Source organism: Bordetella pertussis 18323 (assembly GCF_000306945.1).
GTDB classification, from domain to species: Bacteria; Pseudomonadota; Gammaproteobacteria; order Burkholderiales; family Burkholderiaceae_B; genus Bordetella; species Bordetella pertussis.
In genome coordinates, this window is record NC_018518.1 from 3,155,710 (window position 1) to 3,177,245 (window position 21,536).

Annotated in this window: 18 protein-coding genes and 1 pseudogene; 9 read left to right on the forward strand and 10 right to left on the reverse strand. The window is 67.9% G+C overall.

All coding sequences use genetic code 11. The features are described from left to right. The first annotated feature begins 51 nt into the window (after positions 1-51). Positions 52-747 (forward strand): cytochrome b/b6 domain-containing protein, encoded by a 696-nt coding sequence (locus BN118_RS14855; RefSeq protein WP_003813013.1) that lies wholly within the window; start codon positions 52-54, stop codon positions 745-747. Positions 748-831: 84 nt separating this feature from the next. Here the strand turns inward: BN118_RS14855 and BN118_RS14860 are convergent, their stop codons facing one another. Together BN118_RS14860 and purB are read right to left on the reverse strand one after the other, a co-directional pair. Next, positions 832-1,290, reverse strand: a complete 459-nt coding sequence (locus tag BN118_RS14860) for a c-type cytochrome (RefSeq protein WP_003813017.1) — start codon at positions 1,288-1,290, stop codon at positions 832-834. Between the two features lie 62 nt (positions 1,291-1,352). After that, the gene (gene purB, locus BN118_RS14865) at positions 1,353-2,729 is read right to left on the reverse strand and encodes an adenylosuccinate lyase (protein WP_010931184.1); all 1,377 of its coding nucleotides are present in this window, start codon (positions 2,727-2,729) and stop codon (positions 1,353-1,355) included. 159 nt (positions 2,730-2,888) lie between these two features. Here purB and BN118_RS14870 point away from each other — a divergent pair, with 159 nt between their 5' ends. Continuing rightward, entirely contained in the window at positions 2,889-3,500 is a 612-nt protein-coding gene (locus tag BN118_RS14870) for a glutathione S-transferase (RefSeq protein ID WP_010931185.1), read from the forward strand. 97 nt (positions 3,501-3,597) lie between these two features. Here BN118_RS14870 and BN118_RS14875 read toward each other — a convergent pair whose 3' ends face one another. From BN118_RS14875 to BN118_RS14885, 3 genes are all read right to left on the reverse strand, one after another. Further along, on the reverse strand, positions 3,598-4,416 hold the full coding sequence (locus BN118_RS14875; protein ID WP_003813022.1) for a sulfite exporter TauE/SafE family protein: 819 nt from the start codon (positions 4,414-4,416) through the stop codon (positions 3,598-3,600). 100 nt (positions 4,417-4,516) lie between these two features. Then, the gene (gene mnmA / locus BN118_RS14880) at positions 4,517-5,632 is read right to left on the reverse strand and encodes a tRNA 2-thiouridine(34) synthase MnmA (protein ID WP_003813026.1); all 1,116 of its coding nucleotides are present in this window, start codon (positions 5,630-5,632) and stop codon (positions 4,517-4,519) included. Positions 5,633-5,644: 12 nt separating this feature from the next. Next, positions 5,645-6,529, reverse strand: a complete 885-nt coding sequence (locus tag BN118_RS14885) for a LysR substrate-binding domain-containing protein (protein WP_014905985.1) — start codon at positions 6,527-6,529, stop codon at positions 5,645-5,647. A 170-nt stretch (positions 6,530-6,699) separates the two neighbouring features. Here BN118_RS14885 and BN118_RS14890 point away from each other — a divergent pair, with 170 nt between their 5' ends. The 5 genes and pseudogenes from BN118_RS14890 to BN118_RS14905 all read left to right on the forward strand — a co-directional run bounded on the left by BN118_RS14890 (position 6,700) and on the right by BN118_RS14905 (position 11,747). Next, entirely contained in the window at positions 6,700-7,686 is a 987-nt protein-coding gene (locus BN118_RS14890; protein WP_010931187.1) for a Bug family tripartite tricarboxylate transporter substrate binding protein, read from the forward strand. 59 nt (positions 7,687-7,745) lie between these two features. Further along, positions 7,746-8,621, forward strand: a complete 876-nt coding sequence (locus BN118_RS14895; protein WP_010931188.1) for an N-formylglutamate amidohydrolase — start codon at positions 7,746-7,748, stop codon at positions 8,619-8,621. Between the two features lie 254 nt (positions 8,622-8,875). Then, positions 8,876-9,994, forward strand: a complete 1,119-nt coding sequence (locus BN118_RS14900; protein WP_010931189.1) for a Re/Si-specific NAD(P)(+) transhydrogenase subunit alpha — start codon at positions 8,876-8,878, stop codon at positions 9,992-9,994. Between the two features lies 1 nt (position 9,995). After that, positions 9,996-10,314: pseudogene (locus BN118_RS19985) on the forward strand (NAD(P) transhydrogenase subunit alpha part 2). Then, positions 10,311-11,747 carry an NAD(P)(+) transhydrogenase (Re/Si-specific) subunit beta gene (locus tag BN118_RS14905; protein ID WP_003813039.1) on the forward strand — a complete coding sequence of 479 codons (1,437 nt, stop codon included), beginning with the start codon at positions 10,311-10,313 and terminating at the stop codon, positions 11,745-11,747. The pseudogene BN118_RS19985 and the gene BN118_RS14905 overlap by 4 nt, the downstream one beginning before the upstream one ends. Before the next feature lie 43 nt (positions 11,748-11,790). Here the strand turns inward: BN118_RS14905 and BN118_RS14910 are convergent, their stop codons facing one another. Beyond that, on the reverse strand, positions 11,791-12,801 hold the full coding sequence (locus tag BN118_RS14910; protein WP_041166207.1) for a helix-turn-helix transcriptional regulator: 1,011 nt from the start codon (positions 12,799-12,801) through the stop codon (positions 11,791-11,793). A 175-nt stretch (positions 12,802-12,976) separates the two neighbouring features. Here BN118_RS14910 and BN118_RS14915 point away from each other — a divergent pair, with 175 nt between their 5' ends. Next, positions 12,977-15,190 (forward strand): TonB-dependent siderophore receptor, encoded by a 2,214-nt coding sequence (locus BN118_RS14915; protein WP_010931191.1) that lies wholly within the window; start codon positions 12,977-12,979, stop codon positions 15,188-15,190. A 2-nt stretch (positions 15,191-15,192) separates the two neighbouring features. After that, positions 15,193-16,104 carry an alpha/beta hydrolase gene (locus tag BN118_RS14920; RefSeq protein ID WP_014905987.1) on the forward strand — a complete coding sequence of 304 codons (912 nt, stop codon included), beginning with the start codon at positions 15,193-15,195 and terminating at the stop codon, positions 16,102-16,104. Here BN118_RS14920 and glcF read toward each other — a convergent pair. The 4 genes from glcF to BN118_RS14940 all read right to left on the reverse strand — a co-directional run bounded on the left by glcF (position 16,095) and on the right by BN118_RS14940 (position 21,521). Next, a complete protein-coding gene (glcF, locus tag BN118_RS14925; RefSeq protein ID WP_003813047.1) occupies positions 16,095-17,324 on the reverse strand; it encodes a glycolate oxidase subunit GlcF in 1,230 nt (409 codons plus the stop codon). The two genes, BN118_RS14920 and glcF, sit on opposite strands and share 10 nt — an antisense overlap. Positions 17,325-17,356: 32 nt before the next feature. Then, positions 17,357-18,466 carry a glycolate oxidase subunit GlcE gene (gene glcE / locus BN118_RS14930; protein ID WP_003813049.1) on the reverse strand — a complete coding sequence of 370 codons (1,110 nt, stop codon included), beginning with the start codon at positions 18,464-18,466 and terminating at the stop codon, positions 17,357-17,359. A gap of 11 nt (positions 18,467-18,477) precedes the next feature. Further along, positions 18,478-19,977, reverse strand: a complete 1,500-nt coding sequence (locus BN118_RS14935; protein ID WP_014905988.1) for an FAD-linked oxidase C-terminal domain-containing protein — start codon at positions 19,975-19,977, stop codon at positions 18,478-18,480. A 134-nt stretch (positions 19,978-20,111) separates the two neighbouring features. Then, positions 20,112-21,521 (reverse strand): FAD-binding oxidoreductase, encoded by a 1,410-nt coding sequence (locus BN118_RS14940; RefSeq protein ID WP_010931194.1) that lies wholly within the window; start codon positions 21,519-21,521, stop codon positions 20,112-20,114. Positions 21,522-21,536 lie beyond the last annotated feature (15 nt).

The window sequence follows — 21,536 nt, forward strand, 5'->3', positions numbered from 1 at the left end:
CCGGCGCGCCGTGCTAAAGTTGGCTGCGTCCGTGCCCTACGCCGTCTTGCCATGCAGCCAACCGCAACCTCCGTTCGCATCTGGGACTTGCCCACGCGACTGTTTCATTGGGCCTTTGCGGCCGCCGTCATCGGCGCGCTGGTCACCGTCAAGCTGGGCGGGCTGTACATGGACTGGCACGTCCGGTTCGGCCTGACCGCGCTGGGCCTGGTCCTGTTTCGCCTGATCTGGGGCTTCGTCGGCCCGCGCCACGCGCGCTTTGCCACGTTCGTGCGCGGTCCCGGCGCGATGCTTGCCTACCTGCGCGGCCGCGCCGCCGACCATGCCGGCCACAATCCGCTCGGCGCCCTGTCGGTGCTGGCCATGCTGGCCGTCATCGGAGTCCAGGCCGCGACCGGCCTGTTCGCCAGCGACGACATCATGATCCAGGGCCCGCTGTACGGCCACGTCAGCGAGGCAACCGCCAACACCCTTACCGGCCTGCACCAGGCCAACGAATGGATCATCTTTGGCCTGCTGGGCGCGCATCTGCTGGCCATCGCGTGGTACTCGGCGGTGCGCCGCCGGGCGCTGGTGCGCGCCATGATCACCGGCAACGCGCCGGCTGCCCAGCTGCCGCCCGCCACGCCAGCCTCGCAGGACGGCCCGGCCATCTGGCTGCGCGCCGCCGTGGTGGGCGCCTGTTGCGCGGCGCTCGTGCTGTGGATACAGGCGCAGGCCGTCGCCGTCGACATGTCGTTCTCCTAGCGCGGGCAAGCGCCGAAACGAACGAAAAAAAACCGGTCGCGCGACCGGTTTTTTTTGCCTTGCGGGCGCGGGGAGCGCGCCGCCTTACTTCTTCTTGCGGAACGAATCGTGGCAAGCCTTGCAGCTGGCGCCCACGTCGCCGAACGCCGCCCGCACCTTGTCGTAATCGCCCGCATCGGCCGCGGCCGACAGCTTGGCCACATTGTCGGCCAGGCGCTGCTGTTTCTGCTTGAAGTCCTCGGCGTCGCTCCAGACCGCCGGCAAGGCATCGCCGCCCTCGGTGCCCGGGCCGAACGCCGCCCACGGCAGCGTCGACAGCGTCTTGAAGATATCCACGTTGGCCTTGATCTGCGCCGCATCGTAGGGCGCCTGGCCGCGCATGACCGGCTGCATGCGGCCAAAGTGCGATGCCATCAGCGTGAGGGCCGATTGGCGGTATTTGATCGCGTCCTGGGGCTTGGCGAACTGGGCCGCGGCCGGCGACGACCAGAGCGGCGCCAGCATCGTACAGACCACCGCGGCAACAATGGACAGTTTCTTCATCGGGCAAACTCCTTGTGGATGGGCAACGGCCGGCCGCCTCGCGCGCCGGCCGGATAGCCGGACTATACCGCCCGCGCCAGTTGCGCGGCCAGGCCGATATACGAGCGCGGCGTCATCGCCAGCAGGCGGGCCTTGGGCTCGTCGGGCAGCGCCAGGCCGCCGATGAACTCGCGCAAGGCCTCTTCGGTAATGCCCTTGCCGCGCGTGAGCGTCTTGAGCTGCTCGTACGGCTGCGGCAGGCCGTAGCGGCGCATGACCGTCTGCACCGGCTCGGCCAGCACTTCCCAGCACGCATCGATGTCGGCGTCGATCGCCGCGGCGTTGACTTCCAGCTTGTTCAGCCCGCGCAGGCAAGCATCCCAGGCGACCAGCGCATAGCCCAGGCCCACGCCCAGGTTGCGCAACACCGTCGAATCGGTCAGGTCGCGCTGCCAGCGCGAAACCGGCAGCTTCTCGGACAGATGGCGCAGCACGGCATTGGCCAGACCCAGGTTGCCCTCGGAGTTCTCGAAATCGATCGGGTTGACCTTGTGCGGCATGGTCGAGGAGCCGACCTCGCCCTCCTTCAGGCGCTGCTTGAAGTAGCCCAGGGCCACGTAGCCCCAGATGTCGCGGTCCAGGTCCAGCACGATGACGTTGGCGCGCGCCACGGCGTCGAACAGCGCCGCCATCCAGTCGTGCGGTTCGATCTGGATGGTATGGCGGTTCTGGATCAGGCCCAGGCCGGCCAGCACATTGCGGCTGAAGGCGGGCCAGTCGATTTCCGGGTACGCCGACAGATGCGCGTTGTAGTTGCCCGTGGCGCCATTGAGCTTGGCCAGCGGCTCGACCGCCTCGATGGCGGCCACGGCGCGCTGCAGGCGCGCCGCCACGTTGGCGAACTCCTTGCCCAGCGTGGTCGGACTGGCGGGCTGGCCGTGCGTGCGCGACAGCATGGGCTGGTCGGCATGCGTCCGGGCCAGTTCGTTCAGCTTGGCCAGCACCTGGTTGAGCTGCGGCACGACGACTTCGGCGCGCGCACGCGTGAGCATGAGCGCATGCGAAGTATTGTTGATGTCTTCGGAGGTGCACGCGAAATGGATGAACTCGGCGGCACGCGCCAATTCGGCATCGTCGGCCACCTGTTCTTTCAGCCAGTACTCGACCGCCTTGACATCGTGATTGGTCACGCGCTCGATGTCCTTGATGCGGGCGGCGTCGGCCTCGGAAAAATTGCGCACCAGCGCGGCCAGGCGCTCGCGCGCGGCGGCCGGGAACGCCGGCAGCTCGGGCAGGCCCGCATCGGACAGCGCAACGAGCCAGGCCACCTCGACCTCGACGCGATGCGCCATGAACCCGGCCTCGGACAGCAGCCCCCGCAGCGCCCCGGCGCGCGACGCATAGCGTCCATCCAGTGGCGAAAGAGCATTGAGTTGGGTAAGCTGGTCGGCAATCTGCATGTCGGTGTAAGAAGGAAGCGGTTGTAAGCCGGGCGATTTTACCATTCGCCCTCTCTGTAACATATGTGGCAAATGCGCTGCGATCCGGCGCGCGCACGCCGATTCGAGAGCGGGCGCCCTGCTATACTTCGCCCGCTTCGACTACGCCTTTGTGACTCCATGAAACTGATCGGCTCACTTACCAGTCCTTACGTCCGCAAAGTGCGGGTCGTTATGGCAGAAAAGAAGCTGGACTACCAGCTCGAGCTGGAGAACGTCTGGTCGCCTGATTCGCAGGTACAGAAGTACAACCCGCTGGGCAAGGTACCCTGCCTCGTCATGGAAGACGGCGGCGCGCTGTTCGATTCGCGCGTGATCGTCGAATACCTCGATACCCTGTCTCCGGTGGCGCGGCTGATTCCGCAGCCGGGCCGCGAACGCGCGGCCGTCAAGTGCTGGGAAGCCATCGCCGACGGCCTGCTCGACGCCTGCGTCACCGTCGTGCGCGAACGCCTGCGCCCGGCCGCGCAGCAAAGCCCCGAATGGATCGAGCGCCAGTACGGCAAGGTGCGCGCCAGCCTGGACGCCATGGACCACAGCCTGGGCGAAAACGCCCACTGCATGGGCGTGAACTACAGCCTGGCCGACATCGCCGTGGGCTGCGCGCTGGGCTATCTGAACTTGCGCTTTGCGGACCTGGACTGGCGCGCCGATCACGCCAACCTGGCCCGCCTGTATGAAAAGCTGTCGGCACGCCCATCCTTCGTCGACAGCATGCCGCCGACCGCCTGACCGAACCGGCGTGCAATGAAAAAGGCGGCTCGCATGAGCCGCCTTTTTCATTGCCGGCCACCCTGGCCGCCGACCGGCGCCAGGATGCCATGGGCCGTCAAACCATGAACGCCTGCCATGCCTTGGTCAGCATGTAGGCCGCCAGGGCGAACAGCAGCGTGGCAAACACCCGCTTCAGCGTGCCCACCGGCAGGCGATGCGCCATGCGCGCGCCCAGGGGCGCGGTCAGCACGCTGGTGGCCACCAGCGCCAGCAGGGCCGGCCAGTAGATGTATCCCAGCATGCCGGGCCGCGTCACGCTTTCGTTCAGGCCCGAGATGACATAGCCCACGCTGTTGGCCAGCGCGATGGGAAAGCCGAGCGCGGCCGAGGTCGACACCGCCGTGTGCAGCGCCACGTTGCACCAGACCATGAACGGCACCGACAGGAAGCCCCCGCCCGCCCCGACGAGACCCGACAGAAAGCCGATACCGGCGCCGGCGGCGCTGGTGCCGACGATGCCCGGCATCTGGCGGCTTGCCTTGGGTTTCTTGCTGCGCAGCATGTTCCAGCCCGAATAACCCACGAACAGGGCGAAGAACAACGACAGCCAGGCGGTGCTCAGCGCCGCGAACACCGCGCCGCCCGACAGCAGGCCGCCGATGATGATGCCCGGCGCCATGGCCCACACAATGCTCCACTGGATCGTGCCGCGCTTCTGGTGGGCCCGCACGCTGGACACCGAGGTGAACAGGATGGAGGTCATCGACGTGGCGATGGCCGCATGCACCACCAGGTCGCCCGGCATGCCTTGCCAGGCGAACAACATCGTCAGGAACGGCACCAGCAACATGCCCCCGCCTATGCCCAGCAGCCCGGCGGCAAAGCCGACCACGGCGCCGAGCGCCAGCAGGCAAATCAACATCACTACATCCACGACAGACTCCTCTTTCCCAGGTTTATGAAACCGCTGTGGCGGCCGCGGCCGCGGCCACCGCGAGACCGGCGCGCCTCCCCTGGCGCGCCGGCCCGCATGTTCAGATGATGATGCCGCCCCCGAGGCAGACCTCGCCGTCGTACAGCACGGCCGACTGCCCCGGCGTGACCGCCCATTGGGCCTGCTCGAATGCCAGCGCGAAGCGCTCGCCGCCCGCCTGGTCCAGCCGGCATGCCGCATCGGCCTGGCGATAGCGCGTCTTGGCGCCGTAGGCGCCGGCCGCGGGCGGCTCGCCGGCGATCCAGCTCGCGTCCTGCGCCTGCAGCTGCGCCGACAGCAGCCATGGATGGTCGTGCCCCTGCACGACGTACAGCACGTTGCGCGCCAGGTCCTTGCGCGCCGCGTACCAGGCCTCGGCCGTGCCGTCGTCGCGCTGGCGCCCCTTGACCCCGCCCACGCCCAGTCCCTTGCGCTGGCCCAGCGTATAGAACGACAACCCATGGTGGGTGCCGACCCGCTGGCCCTCGGGCGTCAGGATGGGCCCGGGTTCGCTCGGCAGGTAGCGATTGAGGAACTCGCGGAACGGCCGCTCGCCGATGAAGCAGATGCCGGTCGAGTCCTTCTTGGCCGCGTTGTGCAGCCCGATCTCGTGGGCGATGCGCCGCACCTCGGTCTTGCGCAGTTCACCCAGCGGAAACAGGGTGCGCGCCAGCTGCACCTGGTTGAGGCGATGCAGGAAATAGCTCTGGTCCTTGGTGTCGTCCAGGGCCTTGAGCAACTGGTGGCGCGGCCCGGCCGGCGTCTCGACGGTGCGCACCCGGGCATAGTGCCCGGTGGCGATATGCTCGGCGCCCAGCGCCATGGCGTGGTCCAGGAAGGCCTTGAACTTGATCTCGGCGTTGCACAGCACGTCGGGATTGGGCGTGCGGCCGGCCGAGTACTCGCGCAGGAACTCGGCGAACACCCGGTCCTTGTATTCGGCGGCAAAATTGACGTATTCGAACTCGACGCCGACCAGGTCGGCGACGCTGGCCGCGTCCAGCAGGTCCTGGCGCGTCGAGCAGTATTCGGAATCGTCGTCGTCTTCCCAGTTCTTCATGAACAGGCCGACGACCTCATAGCCCTGCTGCTTGAGCAGCCAGGCGGTCACCGATGAGTCGACGCCGCCCGACATGCCGACGACAACGCGGCCTTTGCGGGTAGGATTGGATGGCATGATGCGGCTATTTTAGACGGCCGCGGCCAACTGGTCCGGCCGCGGCTCGGCCTCGCTCGATACCTCCATCAGCCAACCCCGGAACGCCTGCAAGGTCGGCGAGCTGGCCTTCTGCTCCGGATAGCACAGGTAGTACCCCTGGCGGGCGCGGATCGGCAGCTGGATCGGCACGTGCAGCTTGCCGTCGCGCAGCTCGTCCTCGATCAGGCAGCGCGGTATCAGCGCCACGCCGAAACCGGCTGCGGCGGCCTGCGACAGCAGCGAATATTGGTCGAAGCGCGCGCCTTCCAGGCTGCGCCGCGTATCGCAGCCGGCTTGCTCGAACCATTCGCGCCACCCCTCCATCGCCGAGGTGTGGTGCAGCAAGGGATACGCCAGCAGGTCGGCCGCGTCCTGGCAGCCGCCGGGCACCAGGCGCTCGCTGCACACGGGCACGACGTCGCGCCCCACGATGTAGTCGGCGCCGCTGCCGGGCCAGATGCCTTCGCCAAAGCGCACCGCCGCATCCAGTTCCGGCGTGGAAAAATCGTAGCCCTGGCGATGCGGCAGGAATTCGACATGAATGTCCGGCCGCAGGCGGCGAAACGCCGCCAGGCGAGGGATCAGCCAGCGGGCCCCGAAGGTGGGCATCGCGGTCAGGTGCAGCGTGGCCGCTTCGATCTGCCCCAGGCCGGCGCGGATCTTCTTCAGATAACTGCGGCCGGCCTCGGTCAGCACCAGGCCTTGCCTGATCCACAGGAATAGTTCGACGCCGACAAACTCCTCAAGATGTTTCACCTGTTTGCTCACGGCGCCCTGGGTCACGCACAATTCCTGTGCGGCGCGAGTGAAACTGTTGTGCCTTGCGGCGACTTCAAAAGCCTGCAGATCGGTCAGGGACGGGCAAAAACGGCGCATGGAAAAAGGGGCCGATTCAGGTTTTATGACAAACCAGCCATGAGTAAAAGGAATAGCTTACGGAGAATCTTTCGTTTGCGCAAACCAGACACCCTTACAGAATGACGCAGTCTGCGCCAAGAACCACAAAGTTCGCGCACTGATCTGAACATCTTCCTACAGGGGAAACCATGCAACGTCGTAATGTCATCCTGGGCCTGTCCCTCGCCGCGATCCTGGCCGCCCCGCTGGCCGCCGGCGTCGCGCACGCCCAAGACGCCTATCCCAACAAGCCGATCCGCCTGATCGTTCCCTTCCCGCCCGGCGGCACCACCGACATCGTGGGCCGCCTGTTCGCCGACAAGCTGAGCAAGGAACTGGGCCAGACCGTCGTGGTGGAAAACCGCGGCGGCGCCGGCGGCTCGATCGGCAGCGCCTTCGTGGCCAGCAGCGTCCCCGACGGCTACGTGCTGGGCATCGCGACGGTGAGCACGCACGGCATCAACCCGGCCATCTACACCAACCTGCCGTTCGACGCCGAGAAGGATTTCACGCCGATCTCCAATCTGGCGGCCGTGCCCAACATCATGGTGGTCAACCCCAAGGTGCCGGCCAAGAACATCGAAGACTTCATCAAGCTGGCCAAGAGCCAGCCCGGCAAGCTGACCTATGCGTCGGCCGGCAACGGTTCGGTCTCGCACATGATGGGCGAAATGTTCAAGATGGCCTCGGGCACCGACCTGATGCACGTGCCCTACCGCGGCGTGGGCCCGGCGCTGAACGACACCCTGGCCGGCCAGGTCGACGTGCTATATGACAACCTGCCGTCGTCGCTGCCGCACGTGCAGTCGGGCGCCCTGGTGCCGCTGGCCGTGGCCGCGCCGCAGCGCGTCGCGGCCCTGCCCAACGTGCCGACCTTCGCCGAGGCCGGCCTGCAACCCGTCAACGACTCGTCGTGGTTCGGCCTGGTCGCGCCGGCCAAGGTGCCGCAGCCTGTCATCGACAAGCTGTACGCCACTGTCGTGAAGGTCAGCGCAGAGGACGACGTCAAGAAGCGCCTGGAAGGCCTGGGTGCCGCGCCCGTGGCCAACACGCCCGCCGAATACGCCAAGCAGATTTCCGAGGAAATCGCCAAGAACAAGCGTATCGCCAAAGAAGCCAACGTGAAGATCGACTAAGCGCGCTCACCCCCCCCGCCCGCGCGGCGGGGGGCCGATTCCAGCACCTGCACTCATATATGTTTATTACCCAGCCTCTGTCCTACCGACTCGACCTGCCGACCGAATATCCCCACGCGCAATCGTCCACTCCCCTGGTGCTGGATTCCCCGCACAGCGGCGCGGCCTACCCGCCGGATTTCGCGCCGTCGGTGTCGGCCGGCGCGCTGCGCACGGCGGAGGACACCTGGGTCGACGATCTGTGGGGCGATGCAGTCGGGCTGGGCGTGCCGCTGATCGCCGCCAGCTTCCCGCGCAGCTACATCGACGCCAACCGCGCCGTCGATGAAATCGATCCGCTGCTGCTTGCGCAGCCGTGGCCCGAGGCCATCAACGAGTCGCCCAAGGTGAAACTGGGCAAGGGCCTGGTGTGGCGCATGCTGGACGACGGCACGCCGCTGTACGACCGCAAGCTGTCGGTCGACGAGGTGCGCCATCGCATCGAGGCCTGCTGGAAGCCGTATCATCGCGCCCTGGGCGCAGTCCTGGACCAGGCACATGCCCGCTTTGGCAAGGTCTGGCACATCAATTGCCATTCGATGCCCAGCGTGGCGGGCGCCTTCGCGACCGACCAGCCGGGTCTGGTGCACCCCGACTTCGTGCTCGGCGACCGCGACGGCTCGACCAGCGACCCCGCCTTCCGCGAGTTCGTCGCCGCGTGGCTGCGCGAGCGCGGCTACGACGTATCGGTCAACGACCCGTACAAGGGCGTGGAACTGGTGCGCGCCTTCGGCCGCCCGGCCGATGGCCGCCACAGCCTGCAGATCGAGATCAACCGCAAGCTGTACATGGACGAAGTCTCGCTGCGGCCCAACGACAACTATCCGCGCCTGAAGGCGCACCTGCGCGAGCTGACCGCCGCGCTGGTTGACTGGACGCGCGCGCAGGCGGCCTGACGCCGGACGTCTGCGCACTCGTGCATGGCGGGCTTGCGCCCGCCATGCAGCCGCCCCGTTGGACGACCACGCCAGCGGGGCTTTTTTTCGCCGGCCGCGCGGCTGGACGGCGCGGGAGCGCGCCTCGCGGCGCGTGGCGCTTTTCCTCTTCCCCTGCCATCAACGCGTCGCAAGGACGCCACCGGCTGCCCCGATACCGGCGCCCTGTGAGGATTCGTGTATAACTACGGCGAACCTTCGGAGGAGAAGCGTCAATGCAAATCGGGGTACCTAAAGAAACCCGGGATGGGGAAACCCGCGTCGCGGCAACGCCAGAGACCGTCAAGAAGTACATAGGCGGCAAACACAGCGTGATCGTCGAACGCGGAGCAGGCGTGGCCGCGCATTACCCGGACAGCGCCTATGAGGAGGCCGGCGCCACGCTGGGCACGGCCGAAACCGCACTGGGTTGCGAGCTGGTGCTGAAAGTCCGCGCGCCGGCCGACAACGAACTGCCGCACATGAAACGCGGTGCGGTGCTCGCCGGCATGCTCGATCCGTTCGATGCCGACGACCTGCAACGCCTGGCCGCCGCGGGGCTGACCGCCTTCGCGCTGGAAGCGGCGCCGCGCATCACCCGCGCGCAAAGCCTGGACGTGCTGTCATCGCAGGCCAACCTGGCCGGCTACAAGGCGGTACTGCTGGCGGCCAACTACTACGGCAGGCTGCTGCCCATGATGATGACCGCCGCCGGCACGCTGAAGGCGGCCCGCGTGGTCGTGCTGGGCGCCGGGGTGGCGGGCCTGCAGGCCATCGCCACCGCGCGCCGCCTGGGCGCCGTGGTCGAGGCCTCGGACGTGCGTCCGGCCGCCAAGGAGCAGATCGAGTCGCTGGGCGCCAAGTTCATCGACGTTCCGTTCGAGACCGATGAAGAGCGCGAAATCGCGCAGGGTGTCGGCGGCTACGCCCGTCCCATGCCCCCGGCATGGATGGCCCGGCAGGCCGAACTGGTCGCCCAGCGCTGCAAGCAGGCCGATATCGTCATCACCACCGCGCTGATCCCCGGCCGCCCGGCGCCCACGCTGCTGACGGCCGAAACCGTGCAGGCCATGAAGCCCGGATCGGTCGTGGTCGACCTGGCGGTCGAGCGCGGCGGCAACTGCCCGCTGACGCAAAAAGGCCTGGTGGCCGACCACCACGGCGTTACCCTGGTCGGCCTGACCAATCTGCCCGGAATGTTGCCCACCGACGCATCGGCTCTGTATGCGCGCAACCTGCTGGATTTCCTCAAACTCATCGTCGATGCCGAAGGCGCGCTGGCCATACGGCGCGATGACGAAATCGTCACGGCCTGTCTGATGTGCGAAGGCGGCCAGGTTACCCGGAGGTCATAAGATGGAAAGCATCAGCCCTACCCTGATCAATCTGATCATCTTCGTGCTGGCCATCTATGTCGGCTACCACGTGGTCTGGAATGTCACCCCTGCGCTGCATACGCCGCTGATGGCGGTCACCAACGCGATCTCAGCCATCATCATCGTCGGCGCCATGCTGGCCGCCGCGCTCACCGAGGGCCGGACTGGCGCGCACCATGGGCGTCGTCGCCGTCGCCCTGGCGGCGGTCAATGTATTTGGCGGCTTCCTGGTCACCCGGCGCATGCTGGAGATGTTCAAGAAGAAGGAACGCAAGCCCGGCACGGAGGGTGCGCAATGATTTCGTTGAACCTGGTTACTCTGTTCTACCTGATCGCCTCGGTCTGCTTCATCCAGGCGCTCAAGGGCCTGTCACACCCCACCACGTCGCGGCTGGGCAATACCTTCGGCATGGTCGGCATGGCCATCGCGGTCCTGACCACGGCGGCGCTCATCATCGCGCTGGCGCGCGACGGCGCCGGCCCCGGCCTGGGCTGGGTGCTGCTGGGCCTGCTGATCGGCGGCAGCGCCGGCACCCTGATGGCCAAGCGCGTCGAAATGACCAAGATGCCCGAGCTGGTGGCCTTCATGCACAGCATGATCGGCCTGGCCGCCGTGGCCATCGCGGTCGCGGTGGTGGCCGAGCCGCATGCCTTCGGCATCGCCACGGCCGGCGGGCTGATACCCACCGGCAACCGCCTGGAGCTGTTCATCGGCACCTTCGTGGGCGCCATCACTTTCTCCGGGTCGGTCATTGCGTTCGGCAAGCTGTCGGGCAAGTACAAGTTCCGGTTGTTCCAGGGAGCGCCGGTCGTGTTTCCCGGCCAGCACCTGCTCAACCTGGCGCTGGCCTTGCTGATGCTGGGCTGCGGCCTGTGGTTCATGGCCACCCAGGCCTGGCCGCCTTTCGTCATCATGACGGTACTGGCGTTCGCGCTGGGCGTGTTGATCATCATCCCCATCGGCGGCGCCGACATGCCCGTCGTGGTATCGATGCTCAACAGCTATTCGGGATGGGCGGCCGCCGGCATCGGGTTCTCGCTGAACAACCCCATGCTGATCATCGCCGGCTCGCTGGTGGGCTCTTCGGGCGCGATTCTCTCGTACATCATGTGCAAGGCGATGAACCGCTCGTTCTTCAACGTGCTGCTGGGCGGGTTCGGCGGCCAGGCGGGCACGGCCGCCGCGGCCGGTGACGGCCAGCAGCGCAGCGTGAAGTCGGGCAGCGCCGACGACGCGTCGTTCCTGATGGCCAACGCCGAAAGCGTGGTCATCGTGCCGGGCTACGGCCTGGCCGTGGCGCGCGCCCAGCACGCGCTCAAGGAACTGGCCACCAAGCTGGGCGAAAAAGGCGTGCAGGTGAAATACGCCATCCATCCGGTGGCCGGCCGCATGCCTGGCCACATGAACGTGCTGCTGGCCGAGGCCGAGGTGCCCTACGACCAGGTGTTCGAGATGGACGACATCAACGGCGAATTCGGCCAGACCGACGTCGTGCTGGTGCTCGGCGCCAACGACGTGGTCAACCCGGCGGCCAAGAACGACCCTGCCTCGCCGATTGCCGGCATGCCCATCCTCGAGGCCTACAAGGCCCGCACCGTCATCGTCAACAAGCGTTCGATGGCCGCGGGTTACGCCGGCCTGGACAACGAGCTGTTCTACATGGACCGCACGATGATGGTGTTCGGCGACGCCAAGAAGGTGCTGGAAGACATGGTCAAGGCCGTGGAATAAGGCACGGGGCCGGTGCGGCGCATGGCGCCGCGCCGGGGCCCGCCTAACGGCGCGCGCGCAATTGCCCTGGCGTCACGCCAAAGGCGCGCCGGAAGGCCGTGGCGAAATTGGCCGCGCTGGTATAGCCGGCCAGGCAGGCGGCCTGGGCCACGCTCAGGCCGTCGCGCTCCAGCCCCAGCCGCGCACGCGTCAGGCGCGCGCCGCGCAGGCACTCGAACACCGTCATGCCCCATGCGGCGCGAAAATGACGCTGCAGCGTATTGACGCTCAGGCAGGCATGGCGGGCGAGTTCTTCCAGGCTCCAGGCATCGGCCTCGCCGCTTTCCAGCAGTTCCCGTATCCGCGCCATGCGCAGGAAATCGCGCCGGACCAGTCCGCCGCGCCCGGCCTGCGGCGCCGCACCGGCCCCGGCCTCCAGGCCGTCGAAGCCCTCGACCAGCAGATCCAGCGCACGCGACTCCAGGTATAGGCGCCACAGCGCCGGCGCCAGCGCCGGCGGGCGCAGCATCTGCTCGGCCAGCGTGATCGCCTGGGCCGATGCCGGCCAGCAATGCATGGCCAGATGGCGCTGGGCAAACGCCGCCAATGCCGCGCCGTCGGCGCCCAGGCGCCGCGCCAGCCAGTCGTGGCTGAATGCAAGGCTGACCGTGCGCTCGATGTCGCCGCGGCGCGACTGGCGCGCGAACGTCGCCGGCGCGGCGACCGCCACCAGGGCGCCCTGCACCCCGTCGCCGCCCTGCGGGCCGCGCGGCAGGCGGCAATGGCCGATGGAGACGTCGGCGCGCCCGCCTATGGTCAGCGCCAGGCGCAGGCCGGGCTTGAGTTCGGCGCGCACGGCGGCGCCCTGCAGATCGCGGATATCGACCCGGTGCGCCACCACGCCGGGCGCCACCTCGCTGGTATCAAACACGCCCTGGAAAACCGGCCGCTCCTTGCCGGGCACCGACAGGTAGTAGCGCGCGGCGCTGTGGCGCGACAGATCGATCAGCGTCTGGCCCGCCACCAGGGCGGCGCCGGCGCCGCCGCGCGGTGCGCGTGGAGGAGTCTGGGTCATGAATGAATGGCGATAGTGCAAAGGCTTATGGCGCGTGCCGAAACCTTTGCCGGGATCTTCTCTGACAGAATCATGAACGCCAAATCTTATTAGAAATCATTCCCAATCGCAAACAGGCCCGATACATGGCTGGCCGCCATGTGGACGGGCCCGCGCACGCACACGGAGAAGCCGCATGTCCACCCCCCGATTCGCGCTGCATTACGCCAGCGCGTCAGTCCTGCTGGCCGCATCCGGCCTGGCCATGGCGCAGACGGCCACCCAGATCCACGATCCGTCGCAGGTGCAGCAGATGGCGACGGTGCAGGTGCTGGGCACGGCCGAAGAGGAAATCAAGGAGTCGCTGGGCGTCTCGGTCATCACCGCCGAGGAGATCGCCCGCCGCCCGCCCACCAATGACCTGTCCGACCTGATCCGCCGCGAACCCGGCGTCAACCTGACCGGCAACAGCGCCAGCGGCGCGCGGGGCAACAGCCGCCAGGTCGACATCCGCGGCATGGGCCCCGAGAACACCCTCATCCTGATCGACGGCAAGCCCGTCACCTCGCGCAATGCGGTGCGCTATGGCTGGAACGGCGACCGGGACACGCGCGGGGACACCAACTGGGTGCCCGCCGAGGAAGTCGAGCGCATCGAAGTGATCCGCGGCCCGGCCGCCGCCCGCTACGGTTCCGGGGCCATGGGCGGCGTGGTCAACATCATCACCAAGCGCCCCGCCGATCGCGCCACCGGCTCCATCACCTACTACACGAACCAGCCGGAAGACAGCCGCGAGGGCAACACCAACCGCGTCAATGCGCGCATCAGCGCGCCGATCAGCGACACGCTGAGCATGCGGCTGTACGGCAACTACAACAAGACCAATCCGGATGCCCGCGACATCAACGCCGGCCACGCGAACACCAGCGACAACGGCAACCCCTCGACCGCCGGACGCGAGGGCGTCATCAACCAGGACCTGAGCGCGCTGTTCTCGTGGAAAGCCGACAGCCACAACACCGTGGACCTGGACATGGGCTTCAGCCGGCAGGGCAACCTGTTCGCCGGCGACACCATGAACAACGCCAACAGCGACTTCTCGGACAGCCTGTACGGCAAGGAAACCAATGCGATGTACCGCGAGAACTATGCGCTGACGCACCGCGGCGTCTACGACTGGGGCACCTCGCGCGCCAGCGTCGGCTATGACTACACGCGCAACGCGCGCCAGCGCGAAGGCCTGGCCGGCGGCCCCGAGGGCGCGCCCACCGCGGGCGGCTACGACACCGCGCGCCTGAAGAACTGGCGCGCCGCGGCCGAGGCCAGCGTGCCGTTCCATCTCGGTTTCGAGCAGGTCGCCACGGTCGGCGTGGAATGGCTGCGCGAATCGCTGGAAGACCCCGCCGGCACGCGCCAGACCTATACCGGCGGCGCCATCGGCGGCACGGCCCCGGCCGACCGCGACCCGAAATCGCGCCAGACCAGCTATGCGCTGTTCGCCGAGGACAACATCGAGATCGACGAGCGCACCATGCTCACGCCCGGCGTGCGCCTGGACCACAACAGCGAATTCGGCAGCAACTGGAGTCCCAGCCTGAACGCCTCGTACGCCGTCACCGACGCGCTCAAGCTCAAGGGTGGCATCGCGCGCGCCTACAAGGCGCCCAACCTCTACCAATCCAACCCCAACTACCTGCTGTACAGCCGCGGCAATGGCTGCCTGGCCTCGCAGACCAACACCAACGGCTGCTATCTGGTCGGCAACGAGGACCTCTCGCCGGAAACCAGCGTCAACAAGGAAATCGGCTTCGAGTACGACCCGGGCACGTGGCGCACCAGCATGGCCTATTTCCGCAACGACTACCGCAACAAGATCGTCGCCGGCACCGACGTCCAGTACCGCCTGGCCAATGGCGCCCGGGTGCTGCAATGGACCAACAGCGGCAAGGCCGTGGTCGAAGGGCTGGAAGGCAACCTGTTCATTCCGCTGGCCAGCAATCTCGACTGGAACACCAACTTCACCTACATGATCCAGTCCAAGGAAAAGGCTACCGGCGAACCCTTGAGCGTGATTCCCGAATACACCATCAACAGCACGCTGGACTGGTTCTACACGCCGCAGCTGTCGTTCCAGGCCAATCTCACCTATTACGGCAAGCAGGAAGGCCCGTCCACCAATGTACGCACCGGCGTCGAACTGAACGGCGACGGCCGCCAGACCATCAGTCCGTATGCCCTGGCGGGCCTGAGCATGGGCTACGAAGTCAACCGGAACCTGAAGTTCCGCGTCGGCGTGAGCAACCTGTTCGACAAGCAGCTGTACCGCGAAGGCAATGCCAGCAGCGCGGGCGCGGCCACCTACAACGAACCGGGGCGCGCCTATTACGCCACGGCGACGGTGTCGTTCTGACCATGGCGACGGCTCTCCTGCCGCGTCGCGCCGCCCCCTGGCTGCTGGCCGCCGCCCTGCGGCCGGCCGCATCGCGGGCCCAGCCGGCGGCCGTGCCGAGCGAACCGCCCGAGCGCGCGCGGGCGCGCCTGAGCGTGCTGGGGCTGGTCCAGCAGACCGTGCTGGCGCGCGGCGGGGGCTTGCGCAACGTGCGCCTCACCGTGGCCGTGCCGGCGGGCCAGCCGCCGGCCGCCGGCTGGCCGGTCATCTATATGCTCGACGACGGCGCCGCCCTGCAGGCGCTGGCACAGGCCAACCGCGCCGACCTGGCCCGGCAGGCCGTGCTGGTGGGCATAGGCTATGACAGCCCGGGCCGCATCGATGGCCAGGCACGCGCCTGGGACTACACCCCTGCCCTGCCCGGTACCGGCGTCCATGGCACGCCGGACCCGCGCAGCCCGCAACGGCGCAATGGCGGAGCCGAGGCCTGGCTGGAATTCATCGAAACGCGCGTCAAGCCCTGGGTGGCGGGCACGACGCGCGTCGATACCGGCCGCCAGACCCTCTACGGCCACTCGTACGGCGGCCTGTTCGTCCTGCACACGCTACTGGCCCGTCCGCAAACGTTCCAGCGCTATGTCGCGGCCAGTCCATCCTTGTGGTGGCATGCGCCTTACATGATGCGGCGCGCGTCCGACGCGGGGGATTTCAGCCACGGCGCGCCAACCCTGCACCTGATGGCCGGCGGCGCCGAAATGCTGCGCCGCCCCGGCGCGGCGCCCTTGGCCACGGCGGGCGCGACCACCCGGCTGGCCGCGATCCTGGCCGCCAAGCCAGGCCTGTCGGTCACGCTGCGCGAGTTTCCCGGGCTGTCGCATGGCGCCATGCTGCCCGCCTCGGCGCAGGCGGCCGCCGAGCTGGCCGCTCAGCCCTGAGTGGCCAGGCGCTGGTCGACCACTTCGATCCAATGCCTGACGGGCGTATCCGTGCCGCTTTGCAGGTGGCCGATGCAACCGATGTTGGACGACATGATGACGGTCGGCGCCGCGGCGGCGATCTCGCCCAGCTTGCGGTCGCGCAGGGTGAGCGCGATGTCCGGATTCAGGACGGAATAGGCGCCGGCCGAGCCGCAACACAGATGCGACTCGCCGAACGGCGCCAGCTCGAACCCCAGCTCGACCAGCAGACGCTCGGCCAGCGGCCGCAGGCCTTGCCAATGCTGCAGCGTGCAGGGCGGATGGAAGGCCGCGCGCGGACCCGGCGCCAGCCGCTCGCGCAGCGCCGCCGCGTGCGGCGCCACCACTTCGGCGACATCCTTGACCAGCGCCACGATCCTGGCGGCGCGCTCGGCGTAGTCCGGGTCTCGGCGCAAATGGTGCGCATACTCCTTCACCATGGCGCCGCAACCCGAGGCGTTCATGACGATGGCCTCGATCTCGCCGCGCTCGACCCAGGGCCACCAGGCGTCGACGTTGGCGCGCATCTGCGCCAAGGCCTCGCCTTGCGCGTCCAGGTGGAAGTTGACGGCGCCGCAACAGCCCGCGCCCGGCGCCAGGCGCGCGCCGATGCCAATGGCGTCGAGCACGCGCAGGGTGGCGGCGTCGATGGTGGGCATCATGGACGGCTGCACGCAGCCGGTCAGCATCAGCACCTGGCGCTCATGGCGCGACGGATCGGGCAACAGGCCGGGCGGCCGCGCCGCCGGCACCTTGCGCCGCAACGCCTGCGGCAGCATGGCGCGCACCATCTGGCCCAGCCGCATGGCCGGGCCGAACCAGGCCGAATTCATGCCTCTGCGCAGCGCTTCGCGGCGCAGCCTGTCGCCCAGCCGGCGCGGTACGCGCTCGTGGACCAGTTGGCGGCCGATATCGACCAGCCGCCCATACTCCACCCCCGATGGACAGGTCGTTTCGCAATTGCGGCAGGTCAGGCAGCGGTCCAGGTGCTGCTGGGTGGCCTGGGTCGGCTCGCTGCCTTCGAGCAGCTGCTTGATCAGGTAGATGCGGCCGCGCGGACTGTCCAGCTCGTCGCCCAGTACCTGGTAGGTCGGACACGTAGCGGTACAGAAACCGCAATGCACGCAACGGCGCAGGATGGCATCGGCCTCCTCGCCGAAATCGGTATCGCGTGCCCAAGAAGCAAGATTTGTTTGCATGGCGCCAGGGTATCTTCCAGTATTTGCAGGTCCTAGAGTTCCGGCACCAGACGCCCGGGGTTGAACAGGCCGGCCGGATCCAGCTCCTGCTTGAGGCGGCGCGTGATGGCCGCCACGCCGTCCGAAAGGGGATGGAACACGCCGTCGGCCGGCGCCGCGCGGCCGGCGGCACGAAACAGCGTGGCATGCCCACCCGCCTGGGCGGCCGCCGCGCGCACCGCCTGCGCATCGTAGTGGCCGCTGAGCCAGCGCTGTCCGCCGCCCCATTCGATCAGGGTGGGGCCCAGCGCCAGCGCGGGCGCGGTGGGCGGCACCGCCAGCCGCCACAGGGGCATGCCGCGATCGAAGAAGGCATGGCTCTGCTCGCGCAAGGACTCCCACCAGTCGTGGGCCTGCGCCGCATCCAGCAGTTCTCCGCCCAGGACTTCGCGGGCCGCCTGCACCGCCGGCGGCGCGCCGGCCAGCCGCAGCACCACCGCGCCGCCGCCGTCGGCCGCGCCATCGGCCGTCCAGCAACTGGCCGAGATCGGCAGCGGCCGCCCGCGCCATTGTCCGAACCAGCGCAGAGCCTCGTCCTGCGTGGCGGGCAACCGCAACGACTCCACCACGGCCGGCCGGGGCACGACTTTCAGCGAGACTTCCAGCAAGGCGCCGAAAATCCCTTGCGCGCCGGCCTGCAGCCGCGAGACGTCATAGCCGGCCACGTTCTTCATGACTTCCCCGCCAAACGCCAGGATATGGCCCTGCGAATCCAGCAGGCGCGCGCCCAGCACGAAATCGCGCACGGCGCCGGCGGCCATGCGGCGCGGCCCGGACAGGCCGGCGGCCACGCAACCGCCCAGCGTCGCGCCAGGCCCGAAATGCGGCGGCTCGAAAGCCAGCATCTGGCCGTGCTCGGCCAGCGCCGCCTCGAGCTCGGCCAGCGGCGTACCCGCGCGCGCCGTCACCACCAGTTCCGAAGGCTGGTAGCTGACGATGCCGCGATAAGGGGTCATATCCAGCAGGCAGTGGCCATCCTGCGGCGTCACGGCACGATGATTGCCGTAAAACCCTTTGGTGCCGCCACCGACGATGAACAGAGGCTTGTGACCGGCGCGCGCCGTCATCACCTGATCGCACAACTCCGACAGGACGAAATCCATGACCGCACGCCCTAGAAGCGCGCCAGATCGGGAAATCTCATTTCGCCGGCATGCACGTGCATCTTGCCGTATTCGGCGCAGCGTGCCAGCGTGGGTATGACCTTTTCAGGGTTGAGCAGGCCGGGCGGGTCGAACGCCCGCTTGACCGCCAGGAAGGCATCGAGTTCGTCACGCGAGAATTGCACGCACATTTGATTTATTTTCTCCATACCCACACCGTGCTCTCCGGTCACGGTGCCTCCAACCTGCACGCACAGCTCGAGAATGGCGGCGCCGAACTTCTCGGCGCGCTCGACCTCATCGGGCTTGTTCGAATCAAACAGTATCAGGGGATGCAGATTGCCATCGCCGGCATGGAACACGTTGGCGCAACGCAGGCCGAAATCGTCTTCCATCTGCTCGATGGCGCCAAGCACGCGCGCCAGGTGGCGCCGGGGAATCGTGCCGTCCATGCAATAGTAGTCGGGCGACACGCGGCCGGCGGCGGGAAAGGCATTCTTGCGGCCGGCCCAGAAGCGCAGGCGCTCGGCTTCCGAGCCCGATACCTGCAGGCTCGTCGCGCCGGCCCGCTTGAATACCGCCTCCATCATGGCGACCTCGTGGGCCACCTCCTGCGGCGTGCCGTCGGCCTCGCACAGCAGGATGGCCTGCGCCTGGAGGTCGTAGCCCGCCTGCACGAAGGGCTCGACCATGTGGACCGCCTGGCGGTCCATCATCTCCAGCCCGGCCGGGATCAGGCCTGCGGCAATGATCTGCGTGACCGCGTTGCCCGCCGCTTCGACGCTGGCGAAGCTGGCCATGACCACTTGCGCGCAGGCCGGCGAGGGAATCAGCTTGACCGTGATTTCGGTCACCACGCCCAGCATGCCTTCGGAGCCGACGAACACCGACAGCAGGTCCAGGCCGGGCGCATCGGGCGCTTCCGAGCCGAGCTCGACGATCTCCCCGTCGATGGTCACCACACGCACGCGCAGCACGTTGTGTACCGTCAGCCCGTACTTGAGGCAATGTACGCCGCCGGAGTTCTCGGCCACGTTGCCGCCGATCGAACAGGCGATCTGGCTGGATGGGTCCGGGGCGTAGTAAAGCCCGTAAGGCGCGGCGGCTTCGGAAATGGCCAGGTTGCGCACGCCCGGCTCGACCACGGCCGTGCCGCCGGCGGGGTCTATGCGCTTGATACGGTTGAGCTTGGACAGCCCCAGCAGCACGCCCTGCGCGTGCGGCATGGCCCCGCCCGACAGACCGGTCCCCGCGCCGCACGCCACGATCGGCACGTTCATGCGCTTGCACAGCTGCATGATGGCGCGCACCTGCGCCTCGTCTTCCGGCAGGGCCACCACCGCCGGCAGCGCCCGGTACAGCGACAGGCCGTCGCACTCGTACGGGCGTGTGTCCTCTTCGCGATGCAGCACGCAATGCGCGGGCAGTATCGACAGCAAGGCCTCGATCAGCGGCTGAGGCGCAAAGCCTTCCCGCCTGGGCGGAAAACCGGCATCCACCAAGGTGTTCATGACCGGAACAATAGCGCGAGCCCCCCTCGGTGCACACTACCGGATTTACCCGCACAACCTCGCCCGGCGGGCATGAAAAAGCCCACGCGACCTTCGCGTGGGCTTGCCGGGCACCGCGCGCCGCGGCGCCGGCGCTACCAGGCGATGATCTTGCCCGGGTTGAGGATGTTGTTCGGATCGAAGGCATGCTTGAGGCTGCGCATGAGCGCCAGCGCCTCCTCGCCGTGCTCCTCTGCCATGAACTGCATCTTGTGCAGGCCGACCCCATGCTCGCCGGTGCAGGTGCCGTCGGCGGCAATCGCGCGACGGACCAAATTGTGATTAATGGTTTCAGACTCCTGCCACTCCTGCGGGCTGTCGGCGTCGAGCAGCATCAGGACGTGGAAGTTGCCATCACCCACATGGCCCACGATGGTGTACGGGAAACTGGCGCGCTCGAGTTCGTCGACGGTCTCGCGCACGCAATCGGCCAGGCGCGAAATCGGCACGCACACGTCGGTGGTGCTGGCGCGGCAGCCCGGCCGCAATTGCAGGCCGGCGAAATAGGCATTGTGCCGCGCGGTCCACAGCCGGCTGCGGTCTTCCGGGCGCTCGGCCCACTCGAAGTCCATGCCGCCGTGCTCGGCGGTGATCGCCTGCACGGTCTCGGCCTGCTCCTGGACGCCGGCCGGGCTGCCGTGGAATTCGAACAGCAGCAGCGGCGTCTCGCGCAGCGTCAGCTTGCTGTGCATGTTGACGGCGCGCACGGACGCCTCGTCCATGAACTCCACGCGGGCCACTGGCACCCCCATCTGGATGATCTCGATGACGCTTTGCACCGCCGCATCCAGGTTCGGGAAATTGCAGATGGCCGCCGACACGGCCTCGGGCTGCGGATACAGGCGGACCGTCACCTCGGTAATGATGCCCAGCGTGCCCTCGCTGCCCACGAAAATGCGCGTCAGGTCGTAACCGGCGGACGATTTGCGGGCGCGGCCCGCCGTGCGCAGCACGCGCCCGTCAGCGGTCACCACGGTCAACGCCATGACGTTCTCGCGCATGGTGCCATAGCGCACCGCGTTGGTGCCCGAGGCGCGCGTGGCGGCCATGCCGCCCAGGCTGGCATCGGCGCCGGGATCGATCGGAAAGAACAACCCCGTATCGCGGATCTCCTCGTTGAGCTGCTTGCGCGTGACGCCGGCCTGCACCGTGACCGTCAGGTCTTCCGCGTTGACGGCCAGCACCTGGTTCATCTGCGACAGGTCCAGGCTGATGCCGCCCTGGATGGCCAGCAGGTGCCCTTCCAGCGACGAGCCGGCGCCATAGGGAATCAAGGGGACGCAGTGCTCGTTGCACAAGCGGGCCACCTCGGCCACGTCCTCGGTGGAATGCGCGAACACGACCGCATCCGGCAGCATCGGAGGGTACGGCGATTCGTCGCGGCCGTGGTGCTCGCGCACCGCGTGCGCCATCGACAGGCGATCGCCGAAGCGCGCCTTCAAGGCGTCGAGACAGGCGGGCGGCACCGGACGGCGCAACGCTTCGGCAGGCTGGGGAGCGTTCATGGCATCTACACAATT

What these genes read in the sequence shown, in the direction of transcription:
- BN118_RS14915 (WP_010931191.1), top strand. Translation starts at nt 12,977, where the DNA reads ATGTCCACCCCCCGATTCGCGCTGCATTACGCCAGCGCGTCAGTCCTG.
- glcF (WP_003813047.1), bottom strand. Translation starts at nt 17,324, where the DNA reads ATGCAAACAAATCTTGCTTCTTGGGCACGCGATACCGATTTCGGCGAG.
- purB (WP_010931184.1), bottom strand. Translation starts at nt 2,729, where the DNA reads ATGCAGATTGCCGACCAGCTTACCCAACTCAATGCTCTTTCGCCACTG.
- BN118_RS14870 (WP_010931185.1), top strand. Translation starts at nt 2,889, where the DNA reads ATGAAACTGATCGGCTCACTTACCAGTCCTTACGTCCGCAAAGTGCGG.
- BN118_RS14885 (WP_014905985.1), bottom strand. Translation starts at nt 6,529, where the DNA reads ATGCGCCGTTTTTGCCCGTCCCTGACCGATCTGCAGGCTTTTGAAGTC.
- BN118_RS14895 (WP_010931188.1), top strand. Translation starts at nt 7,746, where the DNA reads ATGTTTATTACCCAGCCTCTGTCCTACCGACTCGACCTGCCGACCGAA.
- BN118_RS14855 (WP_003813013.1), top strand. Translation starts at nt 52, where the DNA reads ATGCAGCCAACCGCAACCTCCGTTCGCATCTGGGACTTGCCCACGCGA.
- BN118_RS14920 (WP_014905987.1), top strand. Translation starts at nt 15,193, where the DNA reads ATGGCGACGGCTCTCCTGCCGCGTCGCGCCGCCCCCTGGCTGCTGGCC.
- glcE (WP_003813049.1), bottom strand. Translation starts at nt 18,466, where the DNA reads ATGGATTTCGTCCTGTCGGAGTTGTGCGATCAGGTGATGACGGCGCGC.
- BN118_RS14905 (WP_003813039.1), top strand. Translation starts at nt 10,311, where the DNA reads ATGATTTCGTTGAACCTGGTTACTCTGTTCTACCTGATCGCCTCGGTC.
- BN118_RS14860 (WP_003813017.1), bottom strand. Translation starts at nt 1,290, where the DNA reads ATGAAGAAACTGTCCATTGTTGCCGCGGTGGTCTGTACGATGCTGGCG.
- BN118_RS14910 (WP_041166207.1), bottom strand. Translation starts at nt 12,801, where the DNA reads ATGACCCAGACTCCTCCACGCGCACCGCGCGGCGGCGCCGGCGCCGCC.
- BN118_RS14890 (WP_010931187.1), top strand. Translation starts at nt 6,700, where the DNA reads ATGCAACGTCGTAATGTCATCCTGGGCCTGTCCCTCGCCGCGATCCTG.
- BN118_RS14900 (WP_010931189.1), top strand. Translation starts at nt 8,876, where the DNA reads ATGCAAATCGGGGTACCTAAAGAAACCCGGGATGGGGAAACCCGCGTC.
- mnmA (WP_003813026.1), bottom strand. Translation starts at nt 5,632, where the DNA reads ATGCCATCCAATCCTACCCGCAAAGGCCGCGTTGTCGTCGGCATGTCG.
- BN118_RS14935 (WP_014905988.1), bottom strand. Translation starts at nt 19,977, where the DNA reads ATGAACACCTTGGTGGATGCCGGTTTTCCGCCCAGGCGGGAAGGCTTT.
- BN118_RS14940 (WP_010931194.1), bottom strand. Translation starts at nt 21,521, where the DNA reads ATGAACGCTCCCCAGCCTGCCGAAGCGTTGCGCCGTCCGGTGCCGCCC.